Raw genomic sequence first — 20,170 nt, 5'->3', positions numbered from 1 at the left:
AGGGGGTTATGGCGATGGTCAGCAATATGTTGGAGTCGTTCCGAACTACACAAAATTCGAAAATTAAGAAGCTAAAAACATTATATAATCTGATTCGCAAACAAGAAGGTATCACCGTTGAGGAGCTACTTGCGCAAACCGGTATGAAGCCGGCAACGTGTGCGCGCTTACTTGATGAATTAAGTAGAAATCGTCTTATTAACAGTAATCAGCTTGGCGTTTCGACGGGAGGACGCAAGCCGATTTTATATCGAATTAATCCAGAGCAAGCCTACTTAATTGGCATAGAAGTGACGGATATTTATTCAACAATTGTTTTATCCGATTTGAATTTAAAAGAAATAGGCCATAAAAAAATCCAGATGGGTGAAGAAAAATCGATTTATAAACGATTAGATATGTTTGTCGAACAAATATTGGATTTGCTGCAGGAACACGATAAATCAGTGGCCGATATTTTAGGCGTGGGAATTTCGGTGGATGACCTTTTTGATCAGGTGAATGATACGGAAGTACGGCGGGAGGATATTGAAAGCTACTTGAAGACGCAGATTCCGACATATATCATGGTTGGCAGTGGAGTAAACTTCGCAGCGTTGGCCGAGTATCGCTTGCATTACTCGCAAACGAGTGAACGCTTTTTATTTACGACTGGCGACATGGAAATACGGAGCGCGAAAATCGAGTCGGGCGTGATGAATTCAGATCAAGGCGGTATGACAAACGCATTTGGACATACAATCATTGATACGAATGGTTCCCGTTGCTATTGTGGCTCATATGGTTGCCTGCACACATACAGCTCACTTCCAGCAATTAAAGCCGAAATCCAGCAAAAACTAAAACGTGGCGAACCATCTTTACTATCCGAGCTAACCGATAATCCTGATACGCTGGACTATTTCACGATTTTCCAAGCATTAGAACAAGGCGATGCGATGTGCGAAGTTATTTTAAAAAATGCGGCGTATTACTACGGCATCGCGTTATCGAATTTAATTTTGACAACACAACCAGATACCGTCGTTTGCGGCGGTACGCTTGTCCCGAAAGCAACTTTTTTTTGAAAATGTGAAACGTACTGTGGAGGATAGGTTGCAAGCATTCCCAAAAATAAAGACGACGATTTATCCAGCGAAAGAATCGTATGAAATTGTGGCCCAAGGTGCTGGTGGAATGGTTTTAGAGCGATTTTTGAGCGAATGAAAAAACTAGACGGGAGATTTTCCTGCCTAGTCTTTTGCTAGTGATACTTCGTTTTTATCACCTGGATATTCGTATAGAAACCAGACGATTTTTTTCTGGATATCGGGATTAGCGAATAGCGTTCGGTGATCGTATTCTTCGCCTTTATAGTAGCTTTCTAAGTATGCTTTTGCCTCGTTTTTGAAAATCAGACGAGAGCCAAATGCACTTAAGACGGGGACAATGTCATCGGAGAAACTGCCGTCGTCAATATTGCTAGCTATCGAAAGGACGAGTAAATCTGGATTAATTTTGGAACGGTTTTTTTCATATTTTTGCAAGAGCGGGGTTGCTTTTGGAACGTCAGTGAATGATAAATCGCCTTTATTGTCGTCGGGATCTAAGTCATTGTACGGTGAACCAATGGCTACAAGGCGTTCTAAAGTCGGCGCTGTTTTGGCATATTTCTGTATATAGGTCGACAACACGAGGCCACCATTAGAATGACCAACACCATCAAACGCGACGAATTTATACTTCTTCTGCAAGTCTTCCATCGCTAGTCTTAGCCAAACCGCTTGCTGTGTAATGCTTGCATCAACACTATCTGCAAAACCTATTTGAACAATCGGATGTAGCGCTTTTTTAGTAAAAGTTCCGTGATAAGTTAGCGCACCATCTGTTCCAATATGAAGCTTAATACGCTCGTTGGACGTGTGATAATCATCTATAAGAACATCGCTAAAACCGTCAAATGTATCTGTACTTCCGCCAGTTCCATGAACAAGAATAAGCGCGGTTTGCGAAGAGAGATTAGGCAAGTTTTTCATGTCTTGCTCTGTAATTTTGTTCGTACTGCAACCATTAAGCAAGAAGGTGAGTAGAACAATGATTATGGCGGTTTTTTTCACGGGCGATAAGTCCTTTCTTGATACGTACTATGTAAAGTCTAGCATAGAAGAGGCCACGCTACAACTAAATATTTGGCATGCTATTGTGATTTTTTCCATTATGTGGTATTATCGAAATTGAAGCGCCAGCCTTTAACTCATCTATATATAAGGGAGAAAAATAATGGAAAGAAAAGATAATTTAGATTTGCTAAGATGTATTTCAATTTTAATGGTTATTATGATTCATGTGTCTGCGCTATACTTAATTGCTAATGCACCAAAGATGAATACGAATTTTGATATTGCTAATTTCTACGATTCCATATCAAGAACGGCGGTTCCGTTATTTGTTCTTCTAAGTGGTTATTTTACATTACGAAAAAGAAAAAAAATTGGTGACATATTTCAAAAAAATTACACTAGGTCTTATTGTACCAACGATTATTTGGATGATTTTATATGAGTTTTTTGAATGTATGGAGCACGGTGGCTGGGGTGGCTTTATTGTTTTCATAAGTAATGGTGGTTTATGGGGGGCATTTAATAATTTGTTTTTCCATGATTTAGGAAGGCATTTATGGTTTATGCCGATGTTTATTGGTTTGCAGATTCTTGCACCAATATTAATAGCGATACGAATCAGAATGGGAGAGATTGTTTTTTTTTATTACTAGGCGTGTTTCTTTTTTGGCATTTGGTATTTTAGAGGCGTTATTGTCATTTAGCGGAACGGATATGATTATCGCGAATCTCTTTAATACTTTTGTATATATAGGTTACTTTATTATTGGATATAGCTTGCCTAACACTATTTTTCTAAGGATGAAGAGAGTTATTTGGTTTGGCCTTTTTGTAGTGAGTTCTGTCACAATTTATTTATGCACGGGGTGGGCGGTAGGACATCGGAACACCATTAATTTTAAGCCATTGTATTTCTATGATTATTTATCTATCCTTGTGGTAATTGCCGCGATTTCTTTATTTATGTTATTTATGAAGATTGATGTAAGAAACAGAGTATTGCAGAATGTATCACGATCTATAACACCACATATTTTCTTTATTTATTTTGTGCATCTGATTGTGTTGCGTTATGTTACCAAATTCTTTGCTGAGATGATTCCAGTGGAAAATCACTTAGCCTGGGCGATTCCAGTGATGAGTATTATTATCTTTCTTATTTCATACTTGATTGCTGTTCTATTTGGTGGTATAAAAGGATTATTTATCAGAAAGAAACCATCTGAGTTTAAGTTACCGGAATCTCCGGCTGGTGGAATATAAAAAAGAGTTTGAGCGCCATCAATCTGGATGAATGCTCAAACTCTTTCTTATTTCACTGTCACATAAATCGTTTTTTCAGTAGTTAAGCCATAGAAATTCGAAGCGGTGTACGTTATGAAATATTTTCCGGGTAAATTTGTATTTAAATCACTGGCCTTCACATGAAGGAAAATCCGGATGTCACCTGCAAGCTCATCAAAAGCCGACACATTTTTTATGAAATCAAAATCAGTACCGCGCGTAATAGTCGTATCTTGTGCTTCGATAATTGGCTTAGCAACGACATTTACTTCAACTCGGCGTTCTTTCCAACGACCATCTGGGGCAATAGCGCGGTAGGTCACGTGGTAAGTTCCAACTTTGCTTGTATCGACATCGTTTTCGGTTACTAGAATCGAAGGGGTTAAATCGATATGGTTATCATCGTCGTAAGCAGTTAACGAAATTGGTGGCATCATCGGATCGAAAAAGGTGTTTTTCTCAACGAAATAGCGATGGGCATGCAAAGAAATCCCTTTGATGCGGTCGCTTCCGGAAATTAATAATTCGGATTTTTGAGGAATTGTTTTTGCTTTGACATTGCGATGCGCGAGGCTAGTTGGAAGTAATAGTAGGACGGCGGATGTAACGAGGGCTGTTGTGGTTAATTTTTTATACATGTTTGTTTTCACTCCTAGTAATCTTATAATAGTATTATACAGTGAGACTGGATGAAAAGGTGTTAAATAGTGCACATGAATACGTACTATTTGTGTATTTTTTGTCACAAATAAAAGAGGCCAAACAGTAAAATGCTAGGCCTCTTTTAGCATACTTATTTATTTTTGAAGAAAAGTGGTAAATGTTCTTTGTGTGCTTCTAGTAATTCGTCAAGCAAGACACGTGCATCGGTATCACTTGGTACTAGAGGGTTTACGGTTAGTGCTAGCAATGCTTTATCGTAGTCGCCAGTCACTGCTGCTTCGGCTGTTAGGCGTTCTACTGTTTTGATTTGTTGGATGATGCCATTGATTGCAACAGGAAGGTGACCGCTTGCTAGTGGAATGGGACCTTGACGTGTAATCACGCAGTTTGTTTCAATCGCAGAATCTGGATCGATGTCCAAAATGGCACCGTTGTTTCGTGTATTTACAATTTGAATATCGCGTTTATCATTGTAAATCGAGTTAATCAAGTTACAAGCAGCTTCACTATAATAAGCACCGCCACGCTGTTCCAATTGTTTTGGTTTTTCCGCTAAATCAACATCTTTGTACAGCTCGAAAAGTTCTGCTTCTACGCGTTTTACGACTTCTGCACGTGTACCGTGTTTTTCGTAGGCAGCTTGTTGATCTTCCAGTTGTGTACGTGTTTGCCAGTAGTAGCGCAAGTAGTCGATTGGAATCATGTTTAAAGTACGTAAGAACGTTGCGTCCCAACCAGTGGCATTAATGTTTTTCAAAGTAGAACCAGATTCGCCTTCTGTCATTTTTGTAACGACTTCAGCAGTTACATCTTCGCCATCTTTATAAACTGTTTTTGCAAAAACCATATGATTTAAGCCGACAAATTCTACGTAAATTTCGCTGTGGTCAACGCCTAGAATATCCGCAATATTTTTCTCGATGCCAATTGGGCCGTTACATAAGCCGACAACTTTTTTGATATTGCTGTAACGAAGAACGGCTTCTGTTACCATTCCAGCAGGGTTCGCGAAGTTGATTAACCATGCTTTAGGGCATAGACGCTCCATATCTTTACAAATGTCTAAAATAACGGGAATTGTGCGGAAACCTTTAAACATACCACCAGGGCCGTTTGTTTCTTGTCCGACAACACCATGAGAATTCGGAATACGTTCGTCTTTCACACGCGCATCTAATTGACCAACGCGTAATTGTGTTGTAACGAAATCAGCATCTTTTAGCGCTTCTTCACGATCCATTGTTAAATGAATCTCGATATCCGCACCAGCTTTTTCAACCATGCGTTTCGCTAAGTTACCAACGATTTCTAATTTCTCTTTACCGGCAGGAACGTCTACAAGCCAGATTTCACGGACGGGTAATTCATTTTGACGTTTGATAAAACCTTCAATTAATTCGGGAGTATAGCTTGAGCCGCCACCAATTGTAGCGATTTTGATACCTTTAGACATCAATATTTCCTCCAATAGAATAGATTTGAACTCACGACAAGTTCACAATTTGCTTTACGCTTTCTTCCTCCATAGTATAGGACGAAAATGAAAAAATAGCTACGATTTAATGATTATTTGGTAAGGATTTTTGAAGATGGAATTTGTTACTTTTGTGTAACGGGTTGTCACATGTGTGTTAAACATGATAAAATATCGGTATAAAGCTGGATTAGGAGGCATTGTTATATGCTTTTTTTAGACAAAACAATCGAACTAAACGATACAGAAATGACAATTTACCACTATGTAGTTGGCAATTTGGACACGGTCATTTATATGCGGATACGAGATTTAGCCGATGCAACACATGTTAGCACAACGACGATTTTAAGATTTTGTCGGAAGTTTGGGTGTAACGGTTTTTCTGAGTTTCGTGTGAAGTTGCAAATGTATGCGCAGAATCGGACGAAAATAAGTGTGGACATGTCGGATGAGACAACGTATATTGATTTTCTAAAACGCACAGCTCAACCTGAATTCAAGGCCAATATTGCTCAATCTGCGAAAATTTTACGCGATGCGGAGTTAGTTTTATTTGTTGGCATCGGGGCATCCGGAATTATCGCTGAATATGGCGCGCTCTATTTCTCCTCTTTGTTCACGTTGGCGCTACACATCGAAGATCCGCTGAACCACCCATTTTACCACTTGTCTAGCAAAATATCCGACAAAATCTGTCTCATCGCGATCTCCGTGTCAGGCGAAAATGAAGATCTCATTAAATACATTCACCAACTAAAAACCCAGAAATGCAAAATTATCACCATCACCAACAGCGCAAAATCAACAATGGCAAAACTGTCCGATGCTAACATCCCATACTACATCAACAAAGAAATGTACCAAGAAGCCGACATCACATCCCAACTCCCAGCCGTTTATACAATCGAATGCATTGCTCGCGAAATCAGAACCCAGATAGACCGCGAAGAAAAATAGGGAAAACCATGAGAAAAATGCCTTGCGCACTGTGTTAGAATAGATGTATACCATTTTTTAGGGGGACTGAATCATGATAACAGAAGAACAAAAACAAATCGTAAAATCAACGGCGCCACTTTTGAAAGAACATGGGAAAGAAATTACATCTATCTTTTACAAAAAAATGTTCGCAGCACATCCGGAGTTATTAAATTATTTCAACATGACTAACCAAGAAATCGGCACACAACCACTGGCACTAGCCAACACGGTCTATTTAGCAGCCGAAAATATCGAGCGATTAGAAGTTCTCCTACCACAAGTCAAAACAATCGCGCATAAACATAGAAGTCTGACAATTAAAGCAGAGCACTATCCAATCGTTGGCGAATATTTACTAAAAGGAATCGCAGAATATCTCGGTGATGCAGCCACACCAGAAATCCTAGATGCATGGGGCGCAGCTTATGGTATCATCGCTGACATTTTCATCGAAGTAGAACAAGAAATGTACGATGCACTCGGTGATACGCGAAACCAAGATTTTATACCGTTCAAAATTACCGATAAACAAGATGTCACGCCAAATATCTTCACTTTGAATTTGATGCGTGATGATGGTGGTGAACTGCTTGATTTTAGCCCTGGCCAATACATATCCCTACGTGTAAAAATGGACCAGCTTTTCCATAATCGCCAGTACAGCCTAACAAAAGCGTTCAATAATAAATACTATCAAGTCGCAATCAAACGCGAAAATGAACATGAACCAGCAGGCGTTGTTTCCAATCATATTTATGAAAACTTTCAAATCGGTGATACAATTCTTGCAACTTTACCAGCAGGCGATTTCACGCTAAACACTACGAATAATCAGCACACATTCATCGCAGGAGGAATCGGGATCACGCCAATAGCAGCAATGGTTGACAGCTTCACCAAACCAGAGGGACTAGAACTCATTCATTGCGTGCGCTCCGAAGAATACGCCGCCTTCTCCAAAGACTTTCAAACACAACTTGGCGGCCACTACCACCAATTCGCTGGCAAAAAACTAACAAAAGCAGACATCGAAAAACTTGTTCCATCAGGCTCTGCCATTTATTTATGCGGACCAGTGCCTTTCATGCAAGAAGTCGAAGCATTACTACTAGAACTAGGTCACGAGCAAAAAAACATCCACTTCGAAGCTTTCCAACCAGCACTCAGCCTAATAAAATAAACTGAAATACCTGCTTAGCTATCCCGTTGAGCAGGTATTTTTTGTTTATAAATCATTAAATTTATTTTTTTCTAAATACTTAGTGAAATGTTGCCGCATAAGAAGTATAATAGAACCTATCAATTAAAAAAGGAGCTGAAGAATTTGAAAGCAATTTTAACAGTAATAGGTAAAGATAAAGTGGGCATTATATCTGGCGTGACCGGTGAACTAAGCGCGCTTGAAATCAACATTCTCGACGTATCCCAAACCATTATGGACGGATATTTCACAATGATGATGATGCTAGATATCACAACGACCCAACCATTCGACGAAATAAAAAGCCACCTTGCAAAAAAAGGCGAAGAATTAGGCGTTAAAATCAGCATCCAACGCGAAGAAATTTTCAATTCAATGCATAAATTATAAGAGGAGGTGCCGCTCATATGGAAACAAAGCAAATATTAGAAACAATCCGCATGATTGAAGAAGAAAAGCTGGATATCCGAACGATTACAATGGGAATCTCACTGCTCGATTGCATAGACAGCGACGGGGAAAAAGCGCGCGCAAACATCTACAAAAAAATCACTACATACGCCGCAAAATTAGTCGAAACCGGCGAACAAATCGAATCCGAATACGGCATTCCAATTATCAATAAACGTATTTCCGTCACACCAATTGCCATCATTGCCGGCGCATCAGACGACAAAGATTACGTTGCGTTCGCCAAAACATTGGATGAAGCAGCACGAACAGTGGGTGTCAATTTTATCGGTGGTTTTTCAGCACTAGTCGAAAAAGGGTACACAAAAGGCGACAAAATACTGATTCAGTCGATCCCAGAAGCATTAGCACAAACAGAGCATGTATGTTCATCTGTTAACATTGGCTCCACACGCACAGGAATAAACATGGATGCCGTTCGCGACATGGGCGAAGTCATCAAACAAACCGCAGAACTAACAGCAGACACACAAGGATTAGGTTGCGCAAAATTAGTCGTTTTTGCTAACGCAGTAGAAGATAATCCCTTCATGGCAGGCGCTTTCCATGGCGTTGGCGAGGCCGATTGCGTTATCAATGTAGGCGTCAGCGGCCCAGGTGTCGTAAAACGCGCCATCGAAAAAGTAAAAGGAGAGAGCTTCGATAAAGTCGCCGAAATGGTCAAACAAACCGCCTTCAAAATTACACGCATGGGTGAACTAGTAGGACAAGTTGCGTCCGAACGACTCGGCGTCCCATTCGGTATCGTCGACCTCTCCTTAGCACCAACACCAGCCGTTGGAGATTCCGTGGCACACATACTAGAAGAAATGGGCTTAGAAATGGTCGGTACCCACGGCACAACCGCAGCACTAGCGCTCCTAAATGACGCAGTGAAAAAAGGCGGCGTCATGGCATGCGGACACGTCGGCGGACTAAGTGGCGCCTTCATCCCAGTCTCCGAAGACATCGGCATGATCGAAGCCGTCAACGCAGGCGCACTCAATCTCGAAAAACTAGAAGCAATGACCGCCATCTGTTCCGTAGGACTAGACATGATTGCGATACCAGGCGACACGCCAGCAACGACAATCGCCGCAATGATCGCCGACGAAGCAGCGATTGGTGTCATCAACAACAAAACAACCGCTGTTCGCATCATCCCAGCCAAAGGCACAAAAGTAGGCGACACGGTCGAATTCGGCGGACTACTAGGAACAGCCCCCGTCATGAAAATCAACCAAAACTCATCCGCAGATTTCATCGCACGCGGCGGCCGAATCCCAGCCCCAATCCATTCCTTCAAGAACTAATCACAAGAGCGAGGACGCGCATCAACCATCCTCGCTCTATTTTTACCAAGCAAATACATTGCACCCTGATTTACAATGGTTCATAATAGAACTACTCTAAAATGAACTAAAAAAAGAAAAGAGGTGCACCATGCCATCCCTACAGCAAACTGGCGATATCATCAAAGCCATCGTCAGCATTAACAACGCCCTCAGCCAAATCACCAAACAACACGAATCCGAACTTGGCGTCACATTCCACCAACTAGCAATCATCAACACAATTCAATTCCACCAAGGCGGCACGCTAAAACAAGTCATCGACCAACTATCCCTATCCAAAAGCACCGCCAGCACCCAAGTCGACCAGCTCGTAACAAAAGGCTACATCAAGCGCGAATTTTCCAAGAAAGACCGTCGCGAAACAAGTCTTACACTCACCAATAAAGGCATCGAACTTGCCCAACAAAGCATCGAGATCCTCCCATTTTATCAAACCACCCAAGAACAACTCGCAACCCAATCCTCAGAAACCATCGAAGCTATCACAGAAACATTAACCCAAGTACTAACCCAACTACAACATCTAAAAGGAGAGAAAAAATGATTCCCATCCTAACGCCCATTTTTATCGTAATCGTTGCCCTCATGCACTTTTACATTATGTATTTCGAAATGTTCGCCTTTACAAAACCAAGAACACTCAAAACCTTTAACATCACAAAAGAAAAAGCTGAGAACGCCAAAGAACTCGCAGCCAATCAAGGCCTATACAATGGCTTCCTAGCAGCCGGCCTCGTCTGGAGTGTCCTTTACCCCGCCCCCCCAAATTGGCTTACAAATCGCACTTTTCTTCTTAAGTTGTGTCGTCATCGCAGCATTATACGGCGCCGCTACAGTGTCCAAGCGAATTTTCTTCGCACAAGGCATCCCAGCAATCATCGCACTCATACTAACGATTATTTCTATATAGATGAAAACGACGCGACACACAAGTTACGTCGTTTTTCGTTCTACAAGTGTAAATTCCAAATGCTGTAAGGGCTCATTCTTATCATCTAACCGATTCGAAATAATCCGAAACGCATTTTCCGCCTGCAAATCAATCGGATAATGAATCGTCGTCATATCAAACAAGCGCGCCACATTATTCGTATCATCAAACCCGACAACCGCAACATCCTCAGGAATCCGAATCCCAATTCGCCGCGCCTCCGCAATAAACCCAGAAGCCAAATAATCCGTCGGGCACAAAATCGCATCTGCCTTCACATCTTGCGCCAACCACCAGTGCGCAATCTCCTCGCCATGCGTAATCCGTCCCTTATTATAAAAATGCTCCATCTCATTCGGATTAAGCTCATACTTCTCACAAAAATCAGCAAAAGCCCGCATCCGCCCACGCGTATTTTTCCCCGACATTCGCCCGTAAATATTCACAATTCGGCGATATCCTTGCGCGTACAAATGCTCCAATCCCAACATATACCCATCATACTGATCCATAAAAACCGAAGCCACTTTCTGCAACTCCACCCGTTCCCACGTCACAATCGGCCCATATTTCGCATATTTCTCAATCACATCCCAAGGACTGAGCCGCAAAACAAACACAAGCGCATCCAACTGCTTATGACGCAACATCTCAAGCGCCTCCAGTTCCCGCTCCTTACTCCCATTCGTCACGAAAACCGTCACATTATATCCATCCTCCTGCGCCGCCATTGAAAAACTCCGCAGAAAAACCCCCATCGAATTATCAAAAGTCAAAGCCACGATACCAAGCATCATTGTTTTGCCCTTTTTCAAAGAAACCGCGTTACGATTCGGTGCATAATCGAGCTGATCTACAATTTCCTGCACCCGCGCCCGCGTTTCATCACTCACATAACCGCGTCCACTCACAACCCGCGAAACCGTCGCCGCAGAAACCCCAGCCAGTTTTGCAATATCTTGAATATTTGCCATCGAAACCATCACCTCTTCCTTAATTAGTATACCGCAAAAACCAAAATAAAAAAGTTTTGAATTAATCCTTGACCTGTAATGCATTACATAGAATACAATAAAGAAGAGCAAGAGAAACCGCTTTATAAAATTTCTTGGAGGTATGTATACATGAGTAAAGGCGTAAAAATCGTTACCATTGGTGGAGGATCAAGCTACACTCCAGAACTAGTAGAAGGGTTCATTAAACGTTTTGACGAATTACCAATCAGAGAATTATGGCTAGTAGACATCGAAGCAGGCCGTGAAAAATTAGAAATCGTTGGCGCAATGGCGAAACGTATGGTAAAAGCAGCAGGTATTGACTGCGAAGTACATTTAACACTTGATCGTCGCGAAGCATTAAAAGACGCTGATTTCGTAACAACACAATTCCGCGTAGGTCTTCTTGACGCACGTATTAAAGACGAAAGCATTCCGTTAAGCCACGGCATTATTGGACAAGAAACAAACGGTGCAGGCGGTATGTTCAAAGCCTTCCGTACAATTCCAGTTATTCTAGGAATCGTAGAAGATATGAAAGAACTATGCCCGAACGCTTGGCTTATCAACTTTACAAACCCAGCTGGAATGGTAACCGAAGCCGTTCTTCGCTACGGAAAATGGGACAAAGTTATCGGTCTATGTAACGTTCCAATCGGCGCAATCAAGAGCGCATCAGACGTCCTGAAAAAACCAGAAGAAGATTTATTTTTCAAATTCGCTGGAATCAACCACTTACACTGGCACCGCATTTTTGACAAAGACGGCACAGAACTAACAGAACAAGTTATCGATGGCCTTTACGCACCAGATGCAAACCCAGAAAAAGTAGTAGAAAACATCAAAAACATGCGCTTCCTATATGAACAAGTTCGCAATCTAAAAATGCTACCATGTCCATATCACCGCTATTACTACATGACTGACAATATGCTTGAAGAAGAACTAGAAGCCTTCAAAACAGAAGGAAGCCGTGGCCAAGTTGTAAAACGTTTAGAAGAAAGCTTATTCGAGCTTTACAAAGATCCAAACCTAGACCACAAACCAGAAGAATTAGCAAAACGCGGCGGAGCACATTACAGCGACGCAGCATGCGAAATCATCAACTCCATCTACAATAACAAAGGCACAATGATGGTCGTTTCCACACGTAATAACGGAGCGATTGACGATGTTCCTTATGATAGCGCCATTGAAATCACAAGTGTTATCCGCGCTCACGGTGCAGAACCAGTCAACTTCGGAAAGTTCCCGCCAGCACAACGCGGCTTGCTACAAGTGATGAAAGCAATGGAAGAGTTAACAATTGAAGCAGCGGTAACTGGCAATTACGACACAGCCTTACAAGCCTTCACGTTAAATCCATTAGTTCCAAGTGGCGATATCGCGCAAACAGTCCTTGATGAATTATTAGAAGCACACAAAGAACACCTACCACAATTCTTCACAAAAGTAGAAGCATAAAATATCTTAAGCACGCAGGGATGAAATCTGTGTGCTTTTTTTGCAACAAAATTTCGTACAAAATAGCGAGTTTGTGAAATTAAATTCCTGAATATAATAAATCGAAAAAAATAAAAGTCTATACATAGCAAGTGTGTACAGCTTTTTTTTGCGTTTACACAAGTTTCATTTATGTGTGTAAACGTTTTACTTTCACAAGGGAAGCTTGTTGTATGAAGCGCTTCCACGTTTTTTTAATGTATTTGAAAGTTGGCACGCTTTTTGCATTATAGTTAAGTGAATCCATAAAACCTTAATTTGAAAACGGGAGGAGGAAATCCCTAGCACTTCAAAGGTCGAATGGAGGTTGTTCGCATTCAAATACTTTAGAAGCTGACATAAATCAGATAATCCCAAGTTTTACGAACGAATCAAAAAAGGGTATAAGTTCACGGGATTGTTCGACGAATGCCGATAAACCATAATAAGCTTCAAAATAGGGAGGATAATTATGAACGGACTAACTAATTTTTTAGAAAAGTATTTCGTACCAGTTGCAGCTAAAATCGGCTCGCAAAAACATTTAGTCGCGCTTCGTGATGCATTCATTTCAACGATGCCTATCACAATGGCCGGCTCAATCGCAGTTCTTTTGAACGCATTTTTTAGAGATTTTCCAACGTCATGGGGTTGGACGGGCTTTGTTGAAGCCATGCAACCACTAATCGGAGTGAATGGATATGTTTGGGCGGCGACACTTGCAATCGTTTCCTTAGTATTCTCAGTGTCACTAGGTTACAACTTATCGAAGGTCTATGAAGTTGACCGCTTAGCGGGTGCACTTGTTTCACTTGCAGCATTCGTTATGAACTTGTCACAAACAGTAGCAGTAGATCCAATCAAAAATGCAATTTTAGCAGCTCATCCAAAAGCAGACGTTTCAATGATTCAACCAGTTTGGGGATTCCTTGACCTTAATCAAGTGAACGGTACTGGCTTGTTTACAGCAATGTTATTCGGTTTTATTTCTACTATTATTTATGCCAAATTAATGCGCGCTAACATTACAATCAAAATGCCTGATTCAGTGCCGCCAGCAGTAAGTAAAGCATTTGCCGCTATCATTCCTGCACTAGTTGCACTTTATATCTGTGCGATCATCGACTGGTCGTTCGTTAAAATCACTGGCTTTGATGTTATCACTTGGATTTCTAAAACAATTCAAGAGCCATTACTTGCCTTGTCACAAGGTTACGGTGCGGTATTATTAGTAACATTCTTAGTTCAATTACTATGGTTCTTCGGTATTCATGGACCAAACGTACTTGCTCCAGTGCTAGAATCACTTTGGGGTACAGCACAACTTAACAACATTAACGAAGCTGCAAAAGGTGTTGCAGGTTCAGACCTTCCATACCAATGGGTTCGTGGTTCATTCGACGCTTACGTATGGATGGGTGGTTCAGGTGGTACATTGGTACTTATCATTGCACTACTTATGTTCTCGAAACGAGCGGATTCCCGAACAGTTGCGAAACTGTCACTCGGGCCTGGTATATTCAACATCAATGAACCGATCATGTTCGGTCTACCGATCGTGCTTAACTCTATCTATCTAATTCCATTTATCATTGCACCAATGGTTATGGTTACAATCGCTTACTTTGCAACAGCATGGGGTCTCGTAGCCCCAGTCAAAATTGCAGTAGTTTGGGTAATGCCACCGCTTCTAAACTCATTCCTGGCAACCGGGGGAGACTGGATGGCACCCGTCATATCCTTAATAAACATGATTATAGCCTTCTTAATCTGGGTACCTTTCGTTATTACAGCAAACAAGGTAGGTATACCAGAAGAGGAAATGAAAGCTTAAATTGCTCAAGCGGAACGACAGACGCTCAGCCTTGTCGTCTCCGCTCGAGTTCGGTAGCACAGAATAGGTTTTATAGACTTATCTCGTGCTTCCAATTTTAGTCCGGTGCTATTCTTAGCGATAGGCCGGGCCATTATGTGCATCTGTGTTTAGATGATATTCTTTACACTCCACACGCCAAACAAGTATAATAAAGGTAATATTGAAGGAGGTAATGAAAATGATCGTAATTAGTAGTCCTATGAAACGTGATTTTTTTGTAGAAACATTGGAGAAATATAATGAAAATGGTGTCACTTTTAAAAAGGTAGACGAAAAAGGGATTAAATTATATTTCGAAACAACAGCTGAAGATGAAGAAGCTGCTGCAAGAATTGCAAAAGACGTTATGAAAGCAACGGATATTGGCGCTGTTCTTTACTTTCAGGTTACTGTGGAGTAGATGATGAGAAGTGCAGCAAACGGACTATTTATAATGAGCCTTGGCTTAATCATCATCGTATTCAGCCCGACATTAGGCGGTACATCAACGAATTTGCCAATGATGCTTACTGGTGTTTTAGTAGTTATTTTAGGCGCGCTAATGGTATTTTTGAAGAAGAAAAAAGATAAGAAATCCTAAAGGGAGATGGCAATATGAACGTTTCCAAAAAGCTATACATCTCGCAAAAAGAGTGTTTTCATACAATCGCTAAGTCAGTTATCTACGACGTGAAACAAGCGACAGGAAAAAATCTACCTATGCAAAAACTACAAGGGCTGAAGTATCGCCGGAAAATGTCCAACGGTGCCACAGTTGAAACAAAGATTACAGAATTTCAATTTCCAAATGTATATCAATTCGAAACAACAAGTCGCGTGAACTTACATCGGACAACTTATACAGTTACCGAAATTAGCGACCATGTTTGCGAAGTCACATACAAAGAAGAGATTGAAGCTGAGAAGTGGATGCAGAAAATGAACAATATGTTGGTAGGTACCATTTTCGCGTTTTTGAGGAAAAAAAGGGTAACACGTTTGTTGAAAGCCATGGAAGCGTCCGTGATTACAGCAAGCAAATAAAAGGGGTCATTAGGCGGTATTACCCCAATAATTGTGGTATCCCAAGTGCCATCAATAAGAAATATCGCTTTTTGATATAGAGTAAGAGCAGTGAGGCATGTCTCACTGCTCTTACTCGTTCCTATTGGATTCTTTATATCACTGTAGTATAATATCTTAGAAGAAGTACGAGAAAATTCAGAGCTATTGCTTATAGAGGAGAATTTTATTATGACTGCACCAAAAAAAAGAAAGCAACTCAAGCATCCATATCTAGTGAGGTCGCTTCGAACGCTAGGCTTTGGACTTATACTATCCGTTTTTTTACATATCTTACTCGACGCCTCATTGAGTGGTTTTAATATATCTGACACATTTGAAATGATTAAAACCTATCCAATCCCATTTTTGCTGGGCATTTTAGTATTGTTACTCGTTTATTTATTCTTAATTTCACTTATTGGTAACCTATGGGCCAGTACGACAATACTCGTAGGAACCTCCATCGTTGTCGCATTTGCAAACAATCAGAAGTTTTTAGAACGAGGCGAACCGCTCTACCCGCAAGAATTTGAAATGATTACCCAATGGCGTTTCATGCTTTCCATGCTCTCTACCTGGCTTGTCATTCTATTATTCATTGGAATCGCCGTAATTATTGCTATTGCATGGGTTTTAGATCGTTATTCACGTAAAGTATCCGCTAAATATTATGGTCGCGACTTTAAATATTGGGACCGCAAAACACTTATAATTCGCGCAGTCGGACTCGTGTTCAGCGGCGTTCTACTGTTCTCTTTAACTAATTTTCAAAGCTCAGATAACTGGCTCCGCAAAGCTTACAATATTGATGCTCAATGGAAAGACGTGGACCCAAAAGAAAGCTACCAACAATATGGTTTCGTTGGTGGCCTTATCTACAGCGCAACAGCAAACATTATGGACAAACCAGCGGGCTACAGTGAAGCAAAAATGAAGCAGATTACTGAGAAATATGATAAAATCGCCGATGAAATTAATCAAAAACGTCAAAATAAACCAATGGACGATGTCAATATTGTTTATGTTATGAGTGAAAGTTTTAGCGATCCAAATCGGCTAAACGGTGTTGCAACATCCTCAGACCCGATTCCAGAAACCCGCAAAATCATGGAGAAATACCCATCAGGTTATAGCCTTTCACAAGGATACGGAGGAGGCACCGCAAACATTGAATTTGAAGCACTAACAGGGCTTTCCATGTATAACATTAATCCACAAATTACATCACCTTACCAAATGTTCCTATATCAAAAAGAAAAGTTCCCATCATTAGTCAGCTCACTCGAACAAAATAACTATAAAACTATCGCGATTCACCCATTCAAGCCATCATTTTACCGCCGAACAGACGTATACAACGCGTTACAGTTCGACAAATTCATCAGCCGGGACGAGATGGTGCATACAAAGAAATTGGATGATAGCGAATATATATCTGACGCATCAGCCTACCAAGAAACACTGGACCAACTAAAAGCAAGCGACAAATCAATGTTTATACACCTTGTCACCATGCAAAATCACATGACTTACTGGGATAAATACACAAATACCATTGCAGTAGAAGGCGTTCCCGAAGAAAACAAACAAACTGTTCAAACTTATCTACAAGGCATTAAGTACTCCGACGATGCACTAAAAGACTTCATCACCCAGCTAAAACATTTAAACAAGAAAACAATGGTTGTTTTTTGGGGAGATCATCTGCCAAGCGTTTTCCCAGAAGAAATCGTCAATCAGAACACAGAACGAACGATGCACGAAACACCAATGTTCATGTACGCCAATTTTGACTTACCGAAAAAAGACTACGGCACCATCAGCCCAATCTATTTTGCACCAAAAATGCTAGAACTAACAAACAGTAAAGTATCGCCTTACTATGCATTGCTAACCGAAATGAGTCAACAAGTCCAAGGCTTGGAAAAGAATGTATTAATTGACAATCACAACAAAACAATCATCGAAGACCAATTGTCCACCAAAGCCAAAGAGTACTTAGCAGACTACAAAATGGTGCAATACGACCTCATAAGCGGTAAAAGCTACGCAAAAACAAGCATGTTTAAGGATAGGTAAGGGGAGTGTTTTGAAATGAACGCAACATACAAACAAATCGTCGAAGCCTACTTCACCGGCTGGATTTCTCGAAATAAACATCAAATGATTATAAAACGAAGAAAAAGACCAGTTTGATGCTGTGAGTATCATTGCTTTCAAAAACAATAAAATCAATTCCGTAGAAGAATTCGAAACCTCCGCAAAACATGAATATCCATACTAATAGGAAGTGCGATTACAGATTATCGCATTTCCTTTTATGTACGCAAAAAAAAGAGTACTCATAAATGAGCACTCTTTTCTAAGTCAGCTAAAATTACGCTTTTTCAACGTTAGCAGCTTGAGGTCCACGTTGACCTTCTTCTACGTCAAAAGTAACTTTTTGACCTTCGTCTAAAGATTTGAAGCCTTCACCTTGGATAGCGCTGAAATGTACGAATACATCGTCACCGTTTTCGCGTTCGATAAAGCCAAAACCTTTTTCACCGTTAAACCATTTTACTGTACCTGTTTCCATATCAAAATTCCTCCTCGTGCACACTGGCACATAATATTACTATTCCTGCTTAGCGGTACGAAGTGGAAAGTTATTCACTAATCATTTCTTCACCAACAAAAATAAGTCTAGTTAAATATACCATGGTTTTTCAAATAAAGCAAACAAATAACCTTTTTCCCTCCAAAAAAGATCTTTAGACAGTTGCAGCAGGTTATGAGTATCAGCTAAATGTCGCATTTTCTCTAAACTCTGATTCACAAACCTCCCTATGAGTGTGTTTCAGTTAACCATAATATAAGTGCAACCTTAAATTTTCAAAGGTAAAAAGACGATAACCTTCATTATATGCAAAAACCTCGCGAAAGAATGGCGAATTATGCTATACTTTAGAAAGCGCTTAATGTTTTTGGAGTAACAATAATTGGGAGGCCACAGAAATGCTTAATGAACAACAAATCACTAAATTACTTGAACGCATCATTGACCCAGTCTTAGAAGCAACATTATTAGAAACAGACGGGATAATAGAAGTTAGTGCAACAGAAGCAGGCACAACACTAGAAATTGCACTAGCAGATCCAGAACAACAAACAGAAGAATTCACTACGAACATCACGGACCTACTAAGCCAATTCGGACACGAAGAAATCCACTTAGAACTAAGCTACCTCCCAACATCAAAAGTTGAAAAAATAATAGAGGGAAGAAACAACATCCTATCCCCAGAAAGCAAAACACAATTTATCGCAATAGCCAGTGGCAAAGGCGGTGTCGGCAAATCGACCATCGCAGCCAACCTAGCAGTATCACTAAGACGCCTAGGAAAAAAAGTCGGTTTACTAGACGCAGACATATATGGCTTCAGCCTTCCAGTTCTACTAGGCACATCCGAAAGCCCAACAACCAAAGACGAGAAAATCATTCCAGTCACTACATATGGTATCCAACTAGTCTCCATGGAATCTTTCGTTGACGAAGGCGAACCAGTTATTTGGCGTGGCCCGATGTTAGGAAAAATGATAAAGATGTTCCTAGAAGACGTTAAATGGGACGCTCCGGACTACTTAATCATTGACCTTCCACCAGGGACTGGCGATGTAGCTCTAGACATCCACACACTATTACCATCCTGCAACGAAATCATCGTAACTACACCACATCACGCAGCAGCCACCGTAGCATCCCGAGCTGGCATCATGGCACAAAAAAATAACCACCATATTTTAGGCGTTATAGAGAATTTATCCTACTATTTATCCGAATCAGGCGAAAAAATATATTTATTCGGACAAGGAGGCGGAGAAAAAGTAGCCCGGACTCTAAAAACAGAACTATTAATAACCTTCCCAATTGAGCAACCCGAACAAAACAAGAATGGCTATTTATCAGGCATATACGAAGAAAACACACCGCTAGGTAAACATTTCCTAACCCTAGCAAAAAAAATAAATCAAACATTTATAATAAAAATATGCAAAAAAGTATTGACGAATAGATAAATAGTTGGTATATTTATAAACGTTGCTGATGCACATGATGCAAACCGCAACATATTAAGATTGCTCTTTGAAAACTGAACAAAAAACAAAGATAAAGCCAAGAAAACAGCAATGTTTTCAGGTAAGAATCGCAGGGCGGAAATAGAAAGCTATTTCCAAACAAACAACTAGTAAAATTATTTGCTAGCGAAGTCAATTTGACGCAAGGATCTTATTCACGGTGTTGAATAAGTATTCAAACGAACTTTTAAAGAGAGTTTGATCCTGGCTCAG

The 20,170-nt window shown here is 40.6% G+C and carries 21 protein-coding genes and 1 pseudogene; 17 read left to right on the top strand and 5 right to left on the bottom strand.

The genetic code is table 11. The annotated features are described in order from the left end of the window. Window positions 1-14: 14 nt before the first annotated feature. Window positions 15-1,067, top strand: a complete 1,053-nt coding sequence (locus PRIP_RS07560; protein WP_206538194.1) for an ROK family protein — start codon at window positions 15-17, stop codon at window positions 1,065-1,067. Between the two features lie 165 nt (window positions 1,068-1,232). On the opposite strand, the gene PRIP_RS07555 is transcribed toward PRIP_RS07560, so the two are convergent. After that, a complete protein-coding gene (locus PRIP_RS07555; protein ID WP_036100621.1) occupies window positions 1,233-2,096 on the bottom strand; it encodes an alpha/beta hydrolase in 864 nt (287 codons plus the stop codon). Between the two features lie 163 nt (window positions 2,097-2,259). Between PRIP_RS07555 and PRIP_RS18220 the strand changes: the two genes are divergently transcribed. Genes PRIP_RS18220 through PRIP_RS07545 form a run of 3 tightly spaced genes read left to right on the top strand, consistent with a single transcriptional unit; the run spans window position 2,260 to window position 3,362 of the window. Then, window positions 2,260-2,541: an acyltransferase family protein gene (locus tag PRIP_RS18220; RefSeq protein WP_077912946.1), complete on the top strand. Its 282-nt coding sequence runs from the start codon at window positions 2,260-2,262 to the stop codon at window positions 2,539-2,541. Next, window positions 2,474-2,752 (top strand): hypothetical protein, encoded by a 279-nt coding sequence (locus PRIP_RS17300; protein WP_173400777.1) that lies wholly within the window; start codon window positions 2,474-2,476, stop codon window positions 2,750-2,752. Before PRIP_RS18220 ends, PRIP_RS17300 begins: the two co-directional genes overlap by 68 nt. A gap of 13 nt (window positions 2,753-2,765) precedes the next feature. After that, window positions 2,766-3,362 carry a hypothetical protein gene (locus PRIP_RS07545; RefSeq protein WP_149023786.1) on the top strand — a complete coding sequence of 199 codons (597 nt, stop codon included), beginning with the start codon at window positions 2,766-2,768 and terminating at the stop codon, window positions 3,360-3,362. Window positions 3,363-3,409: 47 nt separating this feature from the next. Here PRIP_RS07545 and PRIP_RS07540 read toward each other — a convergent pair whose 3' ends face one another. Next, the gene (locus PRIP_RS07540; protein WP_036100616.1) at window positions 3,410-4,021 is read right to left on the bottom strand and encodes an immunoglobulin-like domain-containing protein; all 612 of its coding nucleotides are present in this window, start codon (window positions 4,019-4,021) and stop codon (window positions 3,410-3,412) included. Window positions 4,022-4,176: 155 nt separating this feature from the next. Continuing rightward, window positions 4,177-5,499, bottom strand: coding sequence for a 6-phospho-beta-glucosidase (locus tag PRIP_RS07535; RefSeq protein ID WP_036100615.1), 1,323 nt, complete (start codon window positions 5,497-5,499; stop codon window positions 4,177-4,179). Between the two features lie 228 nt (window positions 5,500-5,727). Between PRIP_RS07535 and PRIP_RS07530 the strand changes: the two genes are divergently transcribed. The 6 genes and pseudogenes from PRIP_RS07530 to PRIP_RS16705 all read left to right on the top strand — a co-directional run bounded on the left by PRIP_RS07530 (window position 5,728) and on the right by PRIP_RS16705 (window position 10,420). After that, a complete protein-coding gene (locus PRIP_RS07530; protein WP_036087535.1) occupies window positions 5,728-6,480 on the top strand; it encodes a MurR/RpiR family transcriptional regulator in 753 nt (250 codons plus the stop codon). 73 nt (window positions 6,481-6,553) lie between these two features. Next, window positions 6,554-7,684, top strand: a complete 1,131-nt coding sequence (locus tag PRIP_RS07525; RefSeq protein WP_036100612.1) for a globin domain-containing protein — start codon at window positions 6,554-6,556, stop codon at window positions 7,682-7,684. Between the two features lie 144 nt (window positions 7,685-7,828). Further along, window positions 7,829-8,095 carry an ACT domain-containing protein gene (locus PRIP_RS07520; RefSeq protein WP_036100610.1) on the top strand — a complete coding sequence of 89 codons (267 nt, stop codon included), beginning with the start codon at window positions 7,829-7,831 and terminating at the stop codon, window positions 8,093-8,095. Window positions 8,096-8,112: 17 nt separating this feature from the next. Continuing rightward, window positions 8,113-9,468, top strand: a complete 1,356-nt coding sequence (locus PRIP_RS07515) for a PFL family protein (RefSeq protein WP_036100609.1) — start codon at window positions 8,113-8,115, stop codon at window positions 9,466-9,468. Window positions 9,469-9,598: 130 nt separating this feature from the next. Further along, on the top strand, window positions 9,599-10,054 hold the full coding sequence (locus tag PRIP_RS07510) for a MarR family winged helix-turn-helix transcriptional regulator (protein WP_036100607.1): 456 nt from the start codon (window positions 9,599-9,601) through the stop codon (window positions 10,052-10,054). After that, window positions 10,051-10,420, top strand: a pseudogene (locus PRIP_RS16705) (DUF1304 domain-containing protein). Before PRIP_RS07510 ends, PRIP_RS16705 begins: the two are co-directional and overlap by 4 nt. Window positions 10,421-10,443: 23 nt before the next feature. On the opposite strand, the gene PRIP_RS07505 reads toward PRIP_RS16705, so the two are convergent. Further along, window positions 10,444-11,415: a LacI family DNA-binding transcriptional regulator gene (locus PRIP_RS07505; RefSeq protein WP_036100606.1), complete on the bottom strand. Its 972-nt coding sequence runs from the start codon at window positions 11,413-11,415 to the stop codon at window positions 10,444-10,446. A 150-nt stretch (window positions 11,416-11,565) separates the two neighbouring features. Here PRIP_RS07505 and PRIP_RS07500 point away from each other — a divergent pair, with 150 nt between their 5' ends. The 6 genes from PRIP_RS07500 (at window position 11,566) to PRIP_RS07475 (ending at window position 17,917) form a co-directional block, all read left to right on the top strand. Continuing rightward, window positions 11,566-12,900: a 6-phospho-beta-glucosidase gene (locus tag PRIP_RS07500; protein WP_036087545.1), complete on the top strand. Its 1,335-nt coding sequence runs from the start codon at window positions 11,566-11,568 to the stop codon at window positions 12,898-12,900. Window positions 12,901-13,390: 490 nt separating this feature from the next. Further along, on the top strand, window positions 13,391-14,752 hold the full coding sequence (locus PRIP_RS07495; protein ID WP_036100604.1) for a PTS sugar transporter subunit IIC: 1,362 nt from the start codon (window positions 13,391-13,393) through the stop codon (window positions 14,750-14,752). Between the two features lie 220 nt (window positions 14,753-14,972). After that, window positions 14,973-15,194 (top strand): hypothetical protein, encoded by a 222-nt coding sequence (locus PRIP_RS07490; protein WP_036100603.1) that lies wholly within the window; start codon window positions 14,973-14,975, stop codon window positions 15,192-15,194. Next, window positions 15,195-15,374, top strand: a complete 180-nt coding sequence (locus PRIP_RS07485) for an LPXTG cell wall anchor domain-containing protein (protein WP_036100601.1) — start codon at window positions 15,195-15,197, stop codon at window positions 15,372-15,374. 14 nt (window positions 15,375-15,388) lie between these two features. Continuing rightward, a complete protein-coding gene (locus PRIP_RS07480; RefSeq protein WP_036100600.1) occupies window positions 15,389-15,817 on the top strand; it encodes a DUF3284 domain-containing protein in 429 nt (142 codons plus the stop codon). Window positions 15,818-16,027: 210 nt separating this feature from the next. After that, window positions 16,028-17,917, top strand: coding sequence for an LTA synthase family protein (locus PRIP_RS07475; RefSeq protein ID WP_052008804.1), 1,890 nt, complete (start codon window positions 16,028-16,030; stop codon window positions 17,915-17,917). 298 nt (window positions 17,918-18,215) lie between these two features. Here the strand turns inward: PRIP_RS07475 and PRIP_RS07470 are convergent, their stop codons facing one another. Continuing rightward, the gene (locus tag PRIP_RS07470; RefSeq protein WP_036061193.1) at window positions 18,216-18,416 is read right to left on the bottom strand and encodes a cold-shock protein; all 201 of its coding nucleotides are present in this window, start codon (window positions 18,414-18,416) and stop codon (window positions 18,216-18,218) included. 419 nt (window positions 18,417-18,835) lie between these two features. Here PRIP_RS07470 and PRIP_RS07465 point away from each other — a divergent pair, with 419 nt between their 5' ends. Beyond that, window positions 18,836-19,897, top strand: a complete 1,062-nt coding sequence (locus PRIP_RS07465) for an Mrp/NBP35 family ATP-binding protein (protein ID WP_036100599.1) — start codon at window positions 18,836-18,838, stop codon at window positions 19,895-19,897. The last annotated feature ends 273 nt before the right edge of the window (window positions 19,898-20,170 follow it).

The organism is Paenilisteria riparia FSL S10-1204 (assembly GCF_000525995.1).
Taxonomy (GTDB): domain Bacteria; phylum Bacillota; class Bacilli; order Lactobacillales; family Listeriaceae; genus Listeria_A; species Listeria_A riparia.
This window is presented reverse-complemented; position numbering and strand designations above follow the sequence as displayed.